General features: G+C 61.1%; 15 protein-coding genes. 9 read left to right on the forward strand and 6 right to left on the reverse strand.

All coding sequences use genetic code 11. The features are described 5' to 3' along the window. Nucleotides 1-10 precede the first annotated feature (10 nt). Nucleotides 11-847 (forward strand): Crp/Fnr family transcriptional regulator, encoded by an 837-nt coding sequence (locus CAF79_RS08755; RefSeq protein WP_085697487.1) that lies wholly within the window; start codon nucleotides 11-13, stop codon nucleotides 845-847. Between the two features lie 172 nt (nucleotides 848-1,019). On the opposite strand, the gene CAF79_RS08760 is transcribed toward CAF79_RS08755, so the two are convergent. From CAF79_RS08760 to CAF79_RS08775, 4 genes are read right to left on the reverse strand one after another with little or no spacing between them, the layout of a single operon-like run. After that, on the reverse strand, nucleotides 1,020-1,871 hold the full coding sequence (locus tag CAF79_RS08760; RefSeq protein ID WP_085697488.1) for a ChaN family lipoprotein: 852 nt from the start codon (nucleotides 1,869-1,871) through the stop codon (nucleotides 1,020-1,022). A gap of 21 nt (nucleotides 1,872-1,892) precedes the next feature. Beyond that, nucleotides 1,893-2,660: a heme ABC transporter ATP-binding protein gene (locus CAF79_RS08765; protein ID WP_085697489.1), complete on the reverse strand. Its 768-nt coding sequence runs from the start codon at nucleotides 2,658-2,660 to the stop codon at nucleotides 1,893-1,895. Further along, nucleotides 2,660-3,643, reverse strand: a complete 984-nt coding sequence (locus CAF79_RS08770) for an iron ABC transporter permease (protein WP_170929718.1) — start codon at nucleotides 3,641-3,643, stop codon at nucleotides 2,660-2,662. Before CAF79_RS08770 ends, CAF79_RS08765 begins: the two co-directional genes overlap by 1 nt. A gap of 50 nt (nucleotides 3,644-3,693) precedes the next feature. Continuing rightward, entirely contained in the window at nucleotides 3,694-4,566 is an 873-nt protein-coding gene (locus CAF79_RS08775; protein WP_085697491.1) for a hemin ABC transporter substrate-binding protein, read from the reverse strand. Between the two features lie 162 nt (nucleotides 4,567-4,728). Here CAF79_RS08775 and CAF79_RS08780 point away from each other — a divergent pair, with 162 nt between their 5' ends. Then, on the forward strand, nucleotides 4,729-5,046 hold the full coding sequence (locus CAF79_RS08780) for a Rieske (2Fe-2S) protein (protein WP_085697492.1): 318 nt from the start codon (nucleotides 4,729-4,731) through the stop codon (nucleotides 5,044-5,046). Here the strand turns inward: CAF79_RS08780 and sfsA are convergent. Next, nucleotides 5,043-5,756, reverse strand: a complete 714-nt coding sequence (gene sfsA / locus CAF79_RS08785; RefSeq protein WP_085697493.1) for a DNA/RNA nuclease SfsA — start codon at nucleotides 5,754-5,756, stop codon at nucleotides 5,043-5,045. The two genes, CAF79_RS08780 and sfsA, sit on opposite strands and share 4 nt — an antisense overlap. Next, the gene (locus CAF79_RS08790) at nucleotides 5,756-6,928 is read right to left on the reverse strand and encodes a pyridoxal phosphate-dependent aminotransferase (protein WP_085697494.1); all 1,173 of its coding nucleotides are present in this window, start codon (nucleotides 6,926-6,928) and stop codon (nucleotides 5,756-5,758) included. Before CAF79_RS08790 ends, sfsA begins: the two co-directional genes overlap by 1 nt. A gap of 334 nt (nucleotides 6,929-7,262) precedes the next feature. On the opposite strand from CAF79_RS08790, the gene dksA reads away from it, so the two are divergent. The 7 genes from dksA to folK all read left to right on the forward strand — a co-directional run bounded on the left by dksA (nucleotide 7,263) and on the right by folK (nucleotide 15,957). Then, nucleotides 7,263-7,706 (forward strand): RNA polymerase-binding protein DksA, encoded by a 444-nt coding sequence (dksA, locus tag CAF79_RS08795; RefSeq protein ID WP_085697495.1) that lies wholly within the window; start codon nucleotides 7,263-7,265, stop codon nucleotides 7,704-7,706. Nucleotides 7,707-7,789: 83 nt separating this feature from the next. Continuing rightward, complete coding sequence (gene gluQRS / locus CAF79_RS08800) at nucleotides 7,790-8,686, forward strand: tRNA glutamyl-Q(34) synthetase GluQRS (RefSeq protein ID WP_085697496.1); 897 nt, start codon at nucleotides 7,790-7,792, stop codon at nucleotides 8,684-8,686. A 77-nt stretch (nucleotides 8,687-8,763) separates the two neighbouring features. Then, nucleotides 8,764-8,940, forward strand: coding sequence for a hypothetical protein (locus CAF79_RS28760; protein ID WP_003176118.1), 177 nt, complete (start codon nucleotides 8,764-8,766; stop codon nucleotides 8,938-8,940). After that, nucleotides 8,924-11,878, forward strand: coding sequence for a sensor histidine kinase (locus CAF79_RS08805; protein WP_166742304.1), 2,955 nt, complete (start codon nucleotides 8,924-8,926; stop codon nucleotides 11,876-11,878). Before CAF79_RS28760 ends, CAF79_RS08805 begins: the two co-directional genes overlap by 17 nt. 22 nt (nucleotides 11,879-11,900) lie before the next feature. Further along, nucleotides 11,901-13,334 carry a sigma-54 dependent transcriptional regulator gene (locus tag CAF79_RS08810; RefSeq protein ID WP_085697497.1) on the forward strand — a complete coding sequence of 478 codons (1,434 nt, stop codon included), beginning with the start codon at nucleotides 11,901-11,903 and terminating at the stop codon, nucleotides 13,332-13,334. A 733-nt stretch (nucleotides 13,335-14,067) separates the two neighbouring features. Then, nucleotides 14,068-15,468, forward strand: coding sequence for a polynucleotide adenylyltransferase PcnB (locus CAF79_RS08815; RefSeq protein ID WP_085697498.1), 1,401 nt, complete (start codon nucleotides 14,068-14,070; stop codon nucleotides 15,466-15,468). 3 nt (nucleotides 15,469-15,471) lie between these two features. Continuing rightward, nucleotides 15,472-15,957, forward strand: a complete 486-nt coding sequence (gene folK, locus CAF79_RS08820; RefSeq protein ID WP_085697499.1) for a 2-amino-4-hydroxy-6-hydroxymethyldihydropteridine diphosphokinase — start codon at nucleotides 15,472-15,474, stop codon at nucleotides 15,955-15,957. The last annotated feature ends 89 nt before the right edge of the window (nucleotides 15,958-16,046 follow it).

The following is a 16,046-nucleotide window of genomic DNA, read 5'->3' on the forward strand; positions in this document are numbered from 1 at the left end:
ATCGACCGTCATGTACTTGCTCGGGGAACAATCGGCACAGACCGACGCATTGATCAACCGCTTGCAGAGCCTGCCTGCGCAATTGCTGGAAGGCCTTGCATCGTGTGGGCCGGCCCTGGAAGTGGAAGCCACGGATGACCTATTGGCGCGCTTGCCGGACGACCAGTTGTTTTTGCTGACGGAGGGTGTCATCACCGGCCGACTCAGTGGTCGCGGCTTGTTCTACTGGCACGAAGGAGATTTGATCGGCCTGCAACAGGGGCCGGAATGGGCGGATTGCAGCTTGTGCGCGGAAAACCCGCTGACATTAATGCCTTTTCGCCGAGGCGATTTGTTTCAGCATGTGTACAGCGACTCGTCGCGCTCGGAGCAGTTTCTGCATTACCTGCTCGGGCAAATGGCACTGTTGGCTCACGCCGTTGCCGAGTTCAAGCCACGTGAGTTTCGCAGCACCAATGGTTTCAAGCGAGTCGAGGCCGGGGACGTCCTGATTCGCCAGGGCGACACCGCCGATCATGTGTTCGTAATCATCGAAGGACACGCCGAAGCGTTTGTGAACGGGCACAAGGTAGGTGACGTGCTCAAGGATGAAATATTCGGCGCAATGGCGGTGTTCACTGGCGAGCCGCGCAACGCGACGGTCATTGCCCGGGAGGCGAGCACTGTAATGCTGATTCCCGGCGATCAGTTTCTGAGCATGACCCGCACCAATCCGAAAATTGCCCACAGCCTGATCGAAAGCATGGCGCGGCGTATCGACCAGCTCAACAAACAGCTCACAGCCCAGACCTGCCCCCCATATTCAGAGAGCGTCAACGCCATTGCCGGGACAAAACGACAGAAATGAAAAAACAGCAGTTGACTTGGTAATGAGAATCGCTATGATTATCACAACTGGTCGCGAGATCAGTCGATATTCTGAAAAGCCCTTGGTTCGGACTCTCAGATTATCTCCTCATCAGGCTAATCACGGTTATTTGACCCGGTTTTTACCGGGTCTTTTTTTGCCTGTGGAAAAGTCACTGCTTACTGAACTGCTTACGCATTTCGGCGCAATAATCCGGTTTCGGTCTGGCCGGTGTGTACCAGACATAATCAGCCATCGCCGCCGTAACCTGACTGCCCTGCTCCGCCAGCATCAACACCGTGGGCGCTTCGGGCGCGCCCAGATCCAGCACATGCAGCGGCACGCCCACATCCTTGCGCGCGTGAAACGCACCCGCCAATAACAAGGCAGGCGCGGGCGCCGCCAACAAACGCGAGGCCATGCGCCGATCCCGTTGTTGCTGAACGGCCAGCATCGCCGGCATTTGTGATGACGGCAGCAAGCCGCAGTGAGAATCGCCAATCTGCTCCAATAGCGCCTCTTTCACCGACTCGGCGTTGCTGCGTTCACCGCTCAAAACCGGAGGATCACGATAGAGCGCGCGAATTTCGATGTTATCGAGATTGGCCGCCAGCAACGGCCAGGATTGCGTCAGGGCGAATCGCACAATCGGTCCGTAGAGATTCCAGTCCCAACCGTCCTGCCAGGCCAATGCAGCAGGAAGATCGGCCGGCGGCGTTGCGGCATGCCGCACTTCATCAACCCGCGACTGTTGATCGGGCGTCAACATTTCCAGCAGGAGACTGCCTTGGGGGCGCGTTTCTTGAAGATTGCGCAGCAACCACAATTGAAGGGCATGGTGATCGGCGCTGTCATGCTGTTCGCCGATAATCATCCGCGCCGGCCTGCTGAGTTGCTTAAGTAATTGCTGCGCCGTGAGACTCTCGCCACTGCGCAAATCACGGATCTCGCCCACGACCGGCGGCGCCGCAACATGCTGGCAACCCGCAAGCCACAACACCGCCAATAGCAAAATCCCGCGCATACCCTCACCTCGATGACGAAATCAACGGGCGATGATCAGCGGATGCCCGCGCTCCGGGTGCGGCTGCACCAATACTTCCAGACCGAAAACCGCCTTCAGCGATTCCGGACGCAACACCTGTTGCGGCGTATCCAGCGCCACCGGGCGCCCGCCCTCCAGCAGCAGGATGCGATCACAATAGCGCGCCGCCAGATTCAGATCATGCAGGATCACCAGCACCGCTGCGCTACGATCGGCAAATTCGCGCACCGCCTGCAGCGTCGTGTGTTGATGTAACGGATCAAGCATCGACGTCGGCTCGTCGAGCAGCAACGTCTGCCCCGTCTGCCCCGGCCACAGTTGCGCCAGCACCCGCGCCAGATGCACCCGCTGACGCTCGCCGCCAGACAGCGCCAGATAACTGCGGCCGCTCAGATGCCCCGCATCGGCCGCCCGCAAAGCGTCAGCGACGATCTCCGCATCGCGCAAACGTCCGCTCTGATAAGGCAGCCGCCCCATGCCGACCACTTCTTCGACACGAAAAGCGAAATCCAGGGTCGATACCTGCGGCAACACGGCCAGCCGCTGGGCGCGCTGAGTGCCGCTCCAATGGCTCAATGCCTCACCGTCCAGCAGCACTTCCCCGTCGTGTGCACTCAGCTCACCGCATAACGCGCCGAGCAAGGTACTTTTGCCGGCGCCATTGGGGCCCAGCACACCAAGCACCTCGCCCGGTTCGAGTTGCAGGCTGACGTCGACCAGAACGGTCTTGCGGCCACGGCGGATGTGCAGATTGTGCGCACGCAGCATCAGGCACGCCCTCGCAGCAACAAATAAAGGAAGAACGGCGCACCGATGAACGCGGTGACAATGCCGATCGGCAGCTCCGCCGGCGCCAGCGCCAGCCGCGCCACCAGATCCGCCAGCAGCAACAGGCTCGCCCCGGCCAGCACCGATGCCGGCAGCAACACCCGATGATCCGGCCCCGCGAGCAAGCGCACCAGATGCGGCACCACCAATCCGACAAAACCGATCATGCCCGCCGCCGCCACGGCTGCACCGACGCCCAGCGCCGTGCAGAACACCAGTTCGCGCTTGAGCCGCTCGACATCGATCCCCAGATGCCCGGCTTCCGATTCGCCGAGCAGCAACGCATTGAGCGCCTTCGCCCGACGTGGAAGCCAAAGTGCAACACCGGCAGTGATGATCAGCAGCGGCCACAACCGCGCATAGCTCGCGCCGTTAAGGCTGCCCAGGTTCCAGAACGTCAACGTGCGCAATGTCGCGTCGTCGGCCAGATAGGTAAACAGCCCCACCGCCGAACTGGCCAAAGCCGTCAGGGCAATCCCCGCCAGCAACATGGCTGCGACATTGGTCTGCCCGTTGCGGCGGCCGAGTCTATAAACCAGCGCCGTTACCCCGAGCCCGCCAAGAAACGCGCAAACCGACAGCAGATAAGGCCCGAACCATTCGGGCAACCCACCAAAAAACGATCCACCGACAATTGCCACCGCAGCGCCTAGAGCAGCACCACTGGACACGCCAACCAAGCCGGGATCAGCCAGCGGATTGCGAAACAGCCCCTGCATCGCCACCCCGGACAGCGCCAGGACTCCACCAACGGCCAATCCGAGCAATGTACGCGGCAGACGAATCTGCCCGAGAATCAGTTCAGCCTGTTCCAGACCGTCCGGCGCCAGCGGCACCCCGATCAGGCGCAGTGCAGCGCGCAAGGTATCGAACAACGGCAGACTGACCGGCCCCAACGCCAGCGACAGCCAGATCGCCAACAGACACAACAGGATCAGGCCAATGAACAAACCACGGGGTTTGACCAGCGTGGTCATTGGCCGCTCTGGGTCGGGTAGAAACCGTCAGACAGGGTCTTCAGTGCAGCCGGCAAACGCGGCCCGAGCCCGCCTACCAGTAGCGTCGGGTCCAGCTCCAGCACCCGTCCGGTCCTGGCCGCACGGCTGGAATCGAGGATCGGGTTTTCCTTGAACAGCGCCGCTTTTGCCGCCTCGCCGGTCAGCGCACGGTCGGCGAACACCAGCACTTCAGGATCGAGACTGGCAAGGGACTCGACGGAAAACGGCTTGTAACCGGTGTGGGTCGCAAGGTTATGCCCGCCCGCCTGTTGCAGCAGCCAGTCGGCGGCGGTGTCCTTGCCGGCGATCAGCGGTTTGCCGCCGGCATGGCCGAGCACCAACAGCACGCCCGGCGCTTTCTGCTTGGTCTGGGCTTCAGCTACACGAGTCTTTTGCGCATCGAGTTGCTGTTGATAACCTTGCAACAACTGGGCGGCCTGGCTTTCGGCGCCCAACAACTGCCCCAGATGGGTAACGTTTTTCTCCAGCGTCGGCAGATCCGGCTGAGCCGAGAACAACTCCACCTGCACCTTGGCACTGCGAACCTGCGAGATCACTGGCGGCGGGCCCATTTCCTCGGTGCCGATCAGGATGTCCGGGCGCAGGCTGAGAATGCCTTCGGCCGACAGACTGCGCTGGTAACCAATACTCGGCAGCGACTTGAGAGATTGCGGATGCTGGCTGGTGGTGTCGACGCCCACTAACCTGGACTCACCACCCAGCGCACTCACCCACTCCGACAACGCGCCGCCGGCGCTGACCCAACGTTGCGGCAACTCGGCCGCTGCAGCCTGGTGGCTGACCAAAAGTCCGACACACAGCACGGCAACGCGGGTAGTCAGGCGCATAAACAGCTTCCTTGAAAGGTTTTCCCGGGCATCGTAACGGCAGGCCAAGTATCCTCGGCAGCGGCCACCTCGCGACGGGCGAAGGCGGCCATTTGATAATTGTTTGCATTTGAACGTCAAGCTTGGACATATCCGGACACGAGCCGACACTTGAGGATAGTCATGAAGTTTCTCTGCGCGGGCGCCGATCTGGTTGAGGGCGGCAGCCGCGGTTTCGACATCGACGGGAAAAAACTGTTTGCCGTGCGCCGCGCGGGGCAGGCGTATGTCTACCTCAATCGGTGCCCGCATCGGGGCGTTGGCCTGGAATGGCACCCCGACCAGTTTCTGGATCCGAGCAACAGCCTGATCCAGTGCGCCACCCACGGCGCACTGTTTCTGATCGAGGACGGAGAATGTGTCGCCGGACCGTGCGCCGGGCAATCGCTGACGGCCATCTCCTGCCGTGAAGACGCACAAGGGCTGTGGATCGATGTTTAACCGCCAAGCAGCACGTCCAGGCGCCGGTCGACCACCATTTCTTCATGGCTCAAACGCACGCCGTACGCCAGGACTTCGACCCCGCACGCCACAGCCTCGCGCAGCGCAGCGGCGTAGGCCGAGTCGATTTCCTCGGCCGGTCGCACTGCTTCGATACCGGTGAGATTGACGCAGTACAACTGCACCGCACGAATCCCGTCCCGGGCCAGATGCGCCAGTTCACGCAAATGCTTGGCGCCGCGCTCTGTCACCGCATCGGGAAACGCCGCTACTGCCGTACCGTCGAACCCGAGGGTGACGCTTTTCACTTCCACATACGCCGGGCCCGTCGGGTAGTCGAGGCGAAAGTCGATCCGGCTCTTTTCCTGTCCGTACGCCACTTCGCGCTTGAGCCCGGTGAACCCGTTCAATTCACTGATGACGCCGGCCTGCAAGGCCTCTTCGATCAGTGCATTGGCGCGTCCGGTATTCACGCAAAACAGCCGGCCTTGCGGGGTTTCACCGACTTCCCAGGTGCCGGGCAGCTTGCGCTTCGGATCACTGGAACGGCTGAACCAGACCTGCCCGCCCTCAACCTGACAATTGAGCATCGAGCCGGTGTTCGGGCAATGAATGGTCAGCAACTCGCCGCCAACGGTTTCGATATCGGCGAGAAAACGCTTGTAACGACGGATCAACCGGCCTTCTTCGAGAGGAGGATGAAAACGCATCAGCCTTGCCAGCTCTTCAAGCCACGGGCGATGCGTTCCACCGCTTCCTGTAAGCGAGGGAGGTTTTGCGTGTAGGCAAAGCGCACATGATGACCGGCCTGATAGCGACCGAAGTCCAGCCCCGGCGTAAACGCTACATGTTCGGTTTCAAGAAAATGTCGGCAGAAAGCGAAGGCATCGCCGCCGAACTGGCTGATATCGGCATACAAATAGAACGCGCCTTCCGGCTCTACGGCAATGTTGAAACCCAGTTCACGCAATGCCGGCAGCAGGAAGTCGCGACGACGGCCGAATTCGGCGCGGCGCTCTTCAAGAATCGCGATGGTGTCCGGCTCGAAACAGGCCAGCGCCGCATGCTGGGCCATGCTTGGCGCGCTGATGTAGAGGTTCTGCGCGAGCTTTTCCAGCTCACTGACCGCCGCATCCGGCGCCACCAGCCAGCCAAGACGCCATCCGGTCATGCCGAAATACTTGGAGAAACTGTTGAGGACAAATGCACTGTCGTCCACTTCCAGCACACTGGCTGCGTCGGTGCCATAAGTCAGGCCGTGGTAGATCTCGTCCACCACCAGATGCCCGTGACGCGCCTTGATGGCTGTGGATAACCCGGCCAGTTCATCGCGGGTCAGAATCGTACCGGTCGGGTTGGCTGGCGAGGCGACCAGCGCACCGACGCTGTCGTGATCCCAGTGGCGCGCTACCAGATCCGGCGTCAGTTGATAGCGAACGTCCGGGCCCACCGGTACAAGCTGCGCCGCGCCCTCGACCAGTCGCAGAAAGTGCCGGTTGCAAGGATAGCCTGGGTCGGCCAACAGCCAGTGTTTGCCCGGATCCACCAGCAACGCGCTGGCCAGCAGCAGCGCGCCGGAACCGCCGGGCGTGATGAGAATCCGGCGAGGATCGATGCTCAGGCCGTAGCGCGTTTGATAGAAGCCGGAAATCGCCTCGCGCAGCTCGGGAATGCCACGGGCCGCGGTGTAGCGGGTTTTGCCCGCCGTCAGGGCTTGTTGCCCGGCGCGGATGATCGGCTCGGCGGTGGTGAAGTCCGGTTCGCCGATTTCCAGGTGGATCACGTCGTGGCCGGCGGCCTGCAATTCATTGGCCCGCGCCAGCAGCGCCATCACATGGAACGGTTCGATCGCACGACTGCGCGCACTGTAGGGCTGAGCCATTGGCCTTCCTTCAACGAGGGAAAAGAAACGATTCTACCCATCTGCCGGAACGAGCGAGAACCCGCAGCGGTCACAGCCTCAAGAACACTGGACTGTAACGACCCGAGCGTACATTCCAGGATTGACTAAAATCAGTGATTGAGCAGGTCTGCAACATTGCCCGACATGGCTTGGCAAACATTTGCAAGCCCCACCGGCCGCGCGCTCGACATCCGGGAGTAGCGCGGGCCGAATTGATCTGGTAAGTTCGCCCGCTTGCAGCCGCAGGGCCGGCAGGTGTCGGTGATGGAGCAATCCTGCGCAATGGATTACAAGAGTAGAGGCGGTCCATTTCATGCCCACCCAAGCAAAGCAACAGGCAAGTCAGACACTCAGCGGTTTCGAACCCTACGTCCCGGAAGCGGGCGAAGAGTACATGGGCGCTCCAATGCGCGCGCACTTCACCAAGATCCTGACCAAGTGGAAACTGGACTTGATGCAGGAAGTCGACCGCACTGTTGATCACATGAAAGACGAAGCGGCCAACTTTCCTGATCCGGCCGACCGTGCCAGCCAGGAAGAAGAGTTCGCCCTCGAGCTGCGCGCCCGTGATCGCGAGCGCAAACTGATCAAGAAGATCGACAAGACCCTGCAACTGATCGAAGACGAAGAGTACGGCTGGTGCGACTCTTGCGGCATCGAGATCGGGGTCAAGCGCCTTGAGGCCCGTCCGACTGCCGACATGTGCGTCGACTGCAAGAATCTGGCGGAAATCAAGGAAAAGCAGGTCGGCAAATAATCCCGGCCTGAACGAAAAACGGAGCGTGCGAACGCTCCGTTTTTGTTTCTGCTGTTTTTGGACTCTCAAGTAACATCGCCCTCATGACTGCCAACACCTCCCCCGCCTACATTGGCCGCTTTGCCCCGACCCCCAGCGGGCACCTGCATTTCGGTTCGCTGGTTGCCGCCCTGGCCTCTTATCTGGACGCACGCTCGGTGGGCGGCCGCTGGCTGGTGCGCATGGAAGACCTCGATCCGCCCCGCGAAGAGCCGGGCGCGCAAGCGGCGATTCTCAAGGCACTGGAAAGCTATGGCTTCGAATGGGACGGCGAAATGGTCCGCCAGAGCGATCGGCACGAGGCCTACGCTCAAGTGCTCGACAGCCTGTTCAATCACGGCCTGGCCTACGCCTGCACCTGTTCGCGCAAGCAACTGGAGCCGTACCACGGCATTTACCCGGGACTGTGCCGCAACGCCGGCCATGGTCAGGAAGACGCGGCGATTCGCCTGCGCGTGCCGGAGCTGGAATATCACTTCATCGACCGGGTGCAGGGCGAATACCGTCAGCATCTGGGCCGCGACGTGGGGGATTTCGTGATCCGCCGCCGCGACGGTCTTTACGCCTATCAACTGGCGGTGGTACTGGACGACGCCTGGCAGGGCATCACCGACATCGTGCGCGGTGCCGATCTGCTCGACTCCACACCGCGCCAGCTCTATCTGCAGGAATTGCTGGGCCTGCGCCAACCGCGCTATCTGCATCTGCCACTGATTACTCAGCCGGACGGCCACAAGCTCGGCAAGTCCTATCGCTCGCCACCGCTGGAAGCCGATCAGGCCACACCGCTGTTGCTGCGGGCCCTGCGTGCACTGGGGCAAAACCCTGGGCCCGAACTGGCCCACGCCTCGCCGCAGGAACTGTTGAACTGGGGCAGCGCCCACTGGGATGCCTTGAAAATCCCGCGCACACTGACCCTGCCCGAAGCGCAACTGCTGTGACGACACTTGCAGTGGCGCGCCCATCCGTTACCATCGCCGCACGTTTTCGGGCACGCGCATAAAAAAGAGAGGCCGGGATGTACATCTATCGCTTGGTCCTGCTTCTGGTCGTGGGGATCTACCTGTTTTCTCCCGCCATCATGGACTGGTGGATCGACGCTACGGGCGCCTGGTATCGCCCTTATCTGCTCTGGCTGATCCTGATTGTCGTGACCTTCATCCTGCAGAGCCAAAAAGATGCCGATGAGCTTTAGCCTGACCCAGATGCTGCTGATCAGCGCCGCCTACCTGGCCGCACTGTTCGGCGTGGCGTGGATCAGTGAACGAGGCATGATCCCGCGGGCGATCATTCGCCATCCGTTGACCTACACCCTGTCGCTGGGGGTCTACGCCAGTGCGTGGGCGTTTTATGGCACGGTGGGGCTGGCCTATCAGTACGGCTACGGCTTCCTGTCCAGTTATCTCGGGGTATCCGGCGCGTTTTTGCTGGCGCCGGTGCTGCTGTATCCGATCCTCAAGATCACCCGCACTTATCAACTGTCGTCGCTGGCGGACCTGTTCGCCTTCCGTTTCCGCAGCACCTGGGCCGGTGCGCTGACCACGATTTTCATGCTGATCGGTGTTTTGCCGTTGCTGGCGTTGCAGATCCAGGCCGTGGCCGACTCGATCGGCATCCTCACCGGCGAGCCGGTGCAGAATCGCGTGGCCCTGGCGTTTTGTGCGCTGATCATTCTGTTCACGATTTTCTTCGGCTCCCGGCACATCGCCACCCGTGAAAAGCACGAAGGACTCGTGTTCGCGATTGCTTTCGAATCGGTGATCAAACTGGTGGCCCTTGGCGGCGTCGGCCTCTACGCGCTGTACGGCGTATTCGACGGCCCGCAACAGCTTGAACTGTGGCTGTTGCAGAACCAGACCGCACTCGCCGCCCTGCACACGCCATTGCAGGAAGGCCCGTGGCGCACGTTGCTGTTGGTGTTTTTCGCCTCGGCGATCGTGATGCCGCACATGTATCACATGACCTTCACCGAAAACCTCAACCCGCGCTCGCTGGTCAGCGCGAGCTGGGGCCTGCCGCTGTTCCTGCTGTTGATGAGCCTGGCGGTGCCGCTGATTCTCTGGGCCGGCCTGAAACTCGGCGCCACCACCAATCCGGAATACTTCACCCTCGGCATCGGCATCGCCGCCAACAGCAAATCGCTGGCATTGCTGGCGTATGTCGGCGGCCTGTCGGCGGCCAGCGGCCTGATCATCGTCACCACGCTGGCCCTGTCGGGCATGGCCCTGAACCATCTGGTGCTGCCGCTCTACCAGCCGCCGGCCGAAGGCAATATCTATCGCTGGCTGAAATGGACCCGCCGGGCGCTGATCGTCGCGATCATCATGGCCGGCTTCTGCTTCTACCTGATGCTCGGCGCCGAGCAGGACCTGGCCAACCTCGGCATCGTCGCCTTCGTAGCGACCCTGCAATTCCTGCCGGGTGTACTGTCGGTGCTGTACTGGCCGACCGCCAATCGCCGCGGCTTTATCGCCGGTCTCCTGGCGGGAATTGTGGTGTGGGTCGTGACCATGCTGTTGCCGCTGGTCGGTAATCTGCAGGGTTTCTATATTCCGCTGCTGAACATGATCTACGTGCTGGACGATACGAGCTGGCACATGGCGGCCATCGCCTCGCTGGCGGCCAACGTCCTGATGTTCACGCTGATTTCGCTGTTCACCAATGCCAGCCCGGAAGAGGCCAGCGCTGCCGAAGCCTGTGCTGTGGATAACGTGCGCCGTCCGCAGCGCCGCGAATTGCACGCCGCCTCTCCGCAGGAATTCGCCACGCAACTGGCCAAGCCGCTGGGCGCCAAGGCTGCGCAGAAAGAAGTCGAACAGGCCCTGCGCGACCTTTATCTGCCGTTCGACGAGCGCCGCCCTTACGCCCTGCGCCGCCTGCGCGACCGGATCGAAGCCAACCTCTCCGGCCTGATGGGACCGAGCGTCGCCCAGGACATGGTGGAAACCTTCCTGCCGTACAAGGCCGGCGGAGAAAACTACGTCACCGAAGACATCCACTTCATTGAAAGCCGCCTGGAGGACTACCACTCGCGCCTGACCGGTCTGGCCGCCGAACTCGATGCACTGCGCCGCTACCACCGCCAGACCCTGCAGGAATTGCCAATGGGCGTCTGCTCGCTGGCCAAGGATCAGGAGATCCTGATGTGGAACAAGGCCATGGAAGAATTGACCGGGATTGCTGCGCAACGGGTGGTCGGCTCGCGCCTGAGCACCATCGCCAATCCGTGGAAAGACCTGCTGCAAGGCTTCATCCACCTGCCCGACGAGCACTTGCACAAACAGCATCTGGCCCTCGACGGCCAGACCCGTTGGCTGAACCTGCACAAAGCCGCGATCGACGAACCGCTGGCACCGGGCAACAGCGGCCTGGTGCTGCTGGTGGAAGACCTGACCGAAACCCAGATGCTCGAAGACAAGCTGGTGCACTCCGAGCGTCTGGCCAGCATTGGCCGGCTCGCGGCCGGTGTGGCCCACGAAATCGGCAACCCGATCACCGGCATCGCCTGCCTCGCACAAAACCTGCGGGAAGAGCGCGAAGAAGATGGTGAGCTGACGGAAATCAGCGGTCAGATCCTCGAACAGACCAAACGCGTGTCACGCATCGTCCAGTCGCTGATGAGTTTTGCCCATGCCGGCAGTCATCAGCACAGTGACGAGCCCGTCTGTCTGGCGGAAGTGGCTCAGGACGCCATCGGCCTGCTGGCCCTGAACCGGCGCAATTTCGAAGTCCAGTTCTACAACCTGTGCGATCCCGATCACTGGGTCGAAGGCGACCCCCAGCGGCTCGCCCAGGTGCTGATCAATCTGCTCTCCAACGCCCGTGACGCCTCGCCTGCCGGCAGTGCAGTGCGGGTCAAGAGCGAAGCCGGCGAACACACGGTCGATCTGATCGTCGAAGACGAAGGCAGCGGTATTCCGTCGAGCATCATGGACCGATTGTTCGAACCCTTCTTCACCACCAAGGATCCTGGCGAAGGCACCGGTCTGGGCCTTGCACTGGTCTATTCCATCGTTGAAGAGCATTATGGACAAATCACCATCGACAGCCCGGCTGATGTTCAGAGCCAGCGCGGCACCCGTATCCGGGTGACATTGCCGCGCCATGTCGAAGCGACGTCCGCTGTGAACTGAGACCGTCGAGAGTATCGAATCAATGCCGCACATTTTGATCGTCGAAGACGAAACCATTATCCGCTCCGCCTTGCGCCGCCTGCTGGAACGTAACCAGTACCAGGTCAGCGAAGCCGGTTCAGTGCAGGAAGCACAAGAACGCTTCAGTATTCCCACGTTCGATCTGATCGTCAGCGACCTGCGACTGCCGGGCGCCCCGGGCACCGAGCTGATCAAGCTCGGCGAGGGCACGCCGGTGTTGATCATGACCAGCTACGCCAGCCTGCGCTCGGCGGTCGACTCGATGAAAATGGGCGCGGTGGATTACATCGCCAAGCCTTTCGACCACGACGAAATGCTTCAGGCTGTCGCGCGCATCCTGCGTGATCGCCAGTCGGCGCCTGCCGCCGGCGAAGCAGCTCCCGCCAAATCGGCCAATGGCAGCGGTAAATCCGCCATTGACAACAGCAACGGCGAGATCGGCATCATCGGCTCATGTCCGCCGATGCAGGACCTTTACGGCAAGATCCGTAAAGTCGCGCCAACCGATTCCAACGTGCTGATCCAGGGCGAGTCCGGTACCGGTAAAGAACTGGTGGCCCGCGCTCTGCACAACCTGTCGAAACGCGCCAAAGCACCGATGATCTCGGTGAACTGCGCAGCCATTCCGGAAAGCCTGATCGAGTCCGAACTGTTCGGTCACGAAAAAGGCGCGTTCACCGGCGCCAGCGCGGGTCGCGCCGGTCTGGTGGAAGCGGCGGACGGCGGCACGCTGTTCCTCGACGAGATCGGCGAATTGCCACTGGAAGCCCAGGCCCGGTTGCTGCGCGTACTGCAGGAAGGCGAGATTCGCCGGGTGGGCTCGGTTCAGTCGCAGAAAGTCGATGTCCGGTTGATCGCCGCGACCCACCGGGATCTCAAGAGTCTGGCGAAAATCGGCCAGTTCCGCGAAGACTTGTACTACCGCCTCCACGTGATCGCGCTGAAACTGCCCGCCCTGCGCGAGCGCGGCGCCGACGTCAACGAAATCGCCAATGCGTTCCTCGCTCGTCAAAGCGCCCGCATCAACCGCACCGACCTGAAATTTGCCGCCGATGCCGAACAGGCAATCCGGCACTATTCCTGGCCGGGTAACGTGCGGGAGCTGGAAAACGCCGTTGAGCGCGCGGTGATTCTGAGCGAAAGCCCGGAAATCTCTGCCGACCTGCTGGGCATCGACATCGAACTGGGCGATCTGGAGGACGACGAATTCATCGGCCTGCCGGCGCAAACGCCCGGTAACGCCAGCAGCAGCCACGAGCCGACCGAAGACCTGTCGCTGGAAGACTACTTCCAGCACTTCGTGCTCGAACATCAGGACCACATGACCGAGACCGAACTGGCGCGCAAACTGGGCGTCAGCCGCAAATGCCTGTGGGAACGCCGTCAGCGTCTGGGCATTCCACGGCGCAAGACCGGGGTCGCCAGCGAGAGCTGAACGTGACCTGTCGAGTGTGCGGGTTACCGTTGAAGATGTGAAAAAACTGTTACCTCAGTCTTTTCACGTAACAGAAGCCGGGGTTATCGGTAACGAAACCCCGGCTTTTTTTCGCCCTGCGAAAACGGTTATATCGACCTAACCCCTTGTTTTATTGGGGTTCACAAAAGTTGGCACGGCACCTGCTATATGTTTGGTACAAGAACAATAACAAGCAATGCACAAGACAATAAAAATAAGACGAATCGACTCACGCACAATAAAAACAAGACGGCGAGAGGCGCAGCTAACTGATTCTTTTGGAGAGGCGTTGTATTTGGGGCCAGCCCCACGACCAGGCCGAGAACAACAAAAACTGTCTTAAGACAGAGCCTGTACTGGTTGGATCGCAAGATCACTGCAACACAGCGACCAAAGCAATCCGTTTGCTCTTGGCTCCCGATTGGGAGGGTCATGAAGAAAAAGCTTCATGGCGAGGGCACTCAACAAAAACAAAAAGCCCGAATCAATAATAAAAAGAGCACGCAACTACTTCTTGGGGAGCTTCGGCTCCCCTTGTAGTTTCTCCTTCACGGAAAATCTTCCTTCCGATACATCTTCCCCCCCTCTAGCCTGAGGCTTGCAGCGCAAATCGGCAGCGTCCTACACCATCCCTCGACTAAATGCTAGAATCCCGGCCCATCATGCGGTCATTCTCTGGTATGGCCGAACATTCCTTCAAACAGTGCATCCCATGCTGAAGAAGCTGTTCCAGTCATTCCGAACTCCCCTGCGTCGTACGCAACACATCCGTAGCACGCCTGAAGTCCTCAACAGCGGCCAACATTCGCTGCAGAAGGCGCAATTCAGCCGTTATGCGGTCAACATCGTCGAACGTCTGCAGGGCGCCGGCTACCAGGCCTACCTGGTTGGCGGTTGCGTGCGAGACATGCTGCTGGGCATCACGCCCAAAGACTTCGACGTCGCCACCAGCGCCACCCCCGAGCAGGTGCGTGCCGAATTCCGCAATGCGCGAATCATCGGTCGCCGCTTCAAGTTGGTACACATCCATTTCGGTCGCGAAATCATTGAAGTCGCGACCTTCCGCGCCAATCACCCGCAAAACGAAGACGACGAAGACAGCAACCAGTCTTCGCGCAACGAGAGCGGGCGCATTCTGCGTGACAACGTTTACGGCACCCTGGAAGAGGACGCGCAACGCCGCGACTTCACCATCAATGCCCTGTATTACGATCCGGTCAGCGAGCGCATCCTCGACTACGCCAACGGCGTGCACGACATCCGTAACCAGTTGATCCGTCTGATCGGCGATCCGACGCAGCGTTATCAGGAAGACCCGGTGCGGATGCTGCGGGCCGTGCGTTTCGCCGCCAAGCTCAATTTCGGCATCGAGAAGCACACCGTCCAGCCGATCCGCGAACTGGCGCCGATGCTGCGCGAGATCCCGTCGGCCCGCCTGTTCGAGGAAGTACTCAAGCTGTTCCTCTCCGGTCATGGCGCCATCACCTTCGAGATGTTGGTCGACCTGCAACTGTTCGCGCCGCTGTTCCCGGCCAGTGCCGATGCGCTGGAACACAACCCGGAATACACCCACACGCTGATCAGCGAAGCGCTGACCAACACCGACCTGCGGATCAAGCAGAACAAACCGGTGACCCCGGCGTTCCTGTTCGCCGCCCTGTTGTGGCCAGCCCTTCCCGCTCGCGTGTTGCGTCTGCAGGAACGTGGCATGCCGCCGATTCCGGCCATGCAGGAAGCCGCTCACGAACTGATCGCCGAACAGTGCCAGCGCATCGCGATTCCAAAACGTTTCACCATGCCGATCCGCGAGATCTGGGACATGCAGGAACGCCTGCCACGCCGCAGCGGCAAACGCGCCGACCTGCTGCTGGACAATCCGCGCTTTCGCGCCGGCTACGATTTCCTGCTGCTGCGTGAGAGCGCCGGTGAACAGACTGATGGCCTGGGCGACTGGTGGACCGATTATCAGGACGCCAACGACAGCGAACGCCGCGACATGATCCGTGACCTCAGCGGTAAGGGTGATGACGCCAGTGGTGCACCGCGCAAGCGTCGCCGCAGCAGCGGTTCCAAGCGCAAACGCGCCGGCGCACCGAGTGCTACGGGCGAATAAGCGATGGAACGCATCTACATCGGCATGGGCAGCAACCTGGCTGACCCGGCCGAACAACTGCGCAACGCGGTCGACGCGCTGGGGCAATTGCCCGACACCAAACTGGTCGGCGTGTCTGCCTTCTACCAAAGCGACTCGTTGCTGCCGGGCCAACCGCGTTACACCAACGCGGTCGCCGCACTCGACAGCGCGCTCGCCCCGCTGGATCTGCTCGATGCCTTGCAGGCGATCGAAAACGATCAAGGCCGCGAACGCCTGGAACGCTGGGGCCCGCGCACACTGGATCTGGACATTCTGCTGTTCGGTGATCGACTGATCGACGAGCCGCGCCTGAAAGTCCCGCATTACCACATGCAGGAGCGCGCGTTCGTTCTCTATCCCTTGGCCGAACTGGCTGCCGAGGATCTGCGCCTGGCCGATGGCCGCACCCTTGCCGATCTTCTCGCATCATGCCCGTTCGTCGGCCTGGAACGCATTACCTCAAACTGATACCACACCCTGTGGGAGCGAGCTTGCTCGCGAAGGCAATCTAACCGTCAATGTCTGCATTGGCTGACTGACCGCTTTCGCGAGCAAGC

This window comes from Pseudomonas sp. B26(2017) (assembly GCF_002113045.1).
GTDB lineage: Bacteria > Pseudomonadota > Gammaproteobacteria > Pseudomonadales > Pseudomonadaceae > Aquipseudomonas.

What these genes read in the sequence shown, in the direction of transcription:
- CAF79_RS08815 (WP_085697498.1), top strand. Translation starts at nt 14,068, where the DNA reads ATGCTGAAGAAGCTGTTCCAGTCATTCCGAACTCCCCTGCGTCGTACG.
- dksA (WP_085697495.1), top strand. Translation starts at nt 7,263, where the DNA reads ATGCCCACCCAAGCAAAGCAACAGGCAAGTCAGACACTCAGCGGTTTC.
- CAF79_RS08790 (WP_085697494.1), bottom strand. Translation starts at nt 6,928, where the DNA reads ATGGCTCAGCCCTACAGTGCGCGCAGTCGTGCGATCGAACCGTTCCAT.
- CAF79_RS08765 (WP_085697489.1), bottom strand. Translation starts at nt 2,660, where the DNA reads ATGCTGCGTGCGCACAATCTGCACATCCGCCGTGGCCGCAAGACCGTT.
- CAF79_RS08775 (WP_085697491.1), bottom strand. Translation starts at nt 4,566, where the DNA reads ATGCGCCTGACTACCCGCGTTGCCGTGCTGTGTGTCGGACTTTTGGTC.
- folK (WP_085697499.1), top strand. Translation starts at nt 15,472, where the DNA reads ATGGAACGCATCTACATCGGCATGGGCAGCAACCTGGCTGACCCGGCC.
- CAF79_RS28760 (WP_003176118.1), top strand. Translation starts at nt 8,764, where the DNA reads ATGTACATCTATCGCTTGGTCCTGCTTCTGGTCGTGGGGATCTACCTG.
- sfsA (WP_085697493.1), bottom strand. Translation starts at nt 5,756, where the DNA reads ATGCGTTTTCATCCTCCTCTCGAAGAAGGCCGGTTGATCCGTCGTTAC.
- CAF79_RS08755 (WP_085697487.1), top strand. Translation starts at nt 11, where the DNA reads ATGTACTTGCTCGGGGAACAATCGGCACAGACCGACGCATTGATCAAC.
- CAF79_RS08805 (WP_166742304.1), top strand. Translation starts at nt 8,924, where the DNA reads ATGCCGATGAGCTTTAGCCTGACCCAGATGCTGCTGATCAGCGCCGCC.
- gluQRS (WP_085697496.1), top strand. Translation starts at nt 7,790, where the DNA reads ATGACTGCCAACACCTCCCCCGCCTACATTGGCCGCTTTGCCCCGACC.
- CAF79_RS08760 (WP_085697488.1), bottom strand. Translation starts at nt 1,871, where the DNA reads ATGCGCGGGATTTTGCTATTGGCGGTGTTGTGGCTTGCGGGTTGCCAG.
- CAF79_RS08810 (WP_085697497.1), top strand. Translation starts at nt 11,901, where the DNA reads ATGCCGCACATTTTGATCGTCGAAGACGAAACCATTATCCGCTCCGCC.
- CAF79_RS08780 (WP_085697492.1), top strand. Translation starts at nt 4,729, where the DNA reads ATGAAGTTTCTCTGCGCGGGCGCCGATCTGGTTGAGGGCGGCAGCCGC.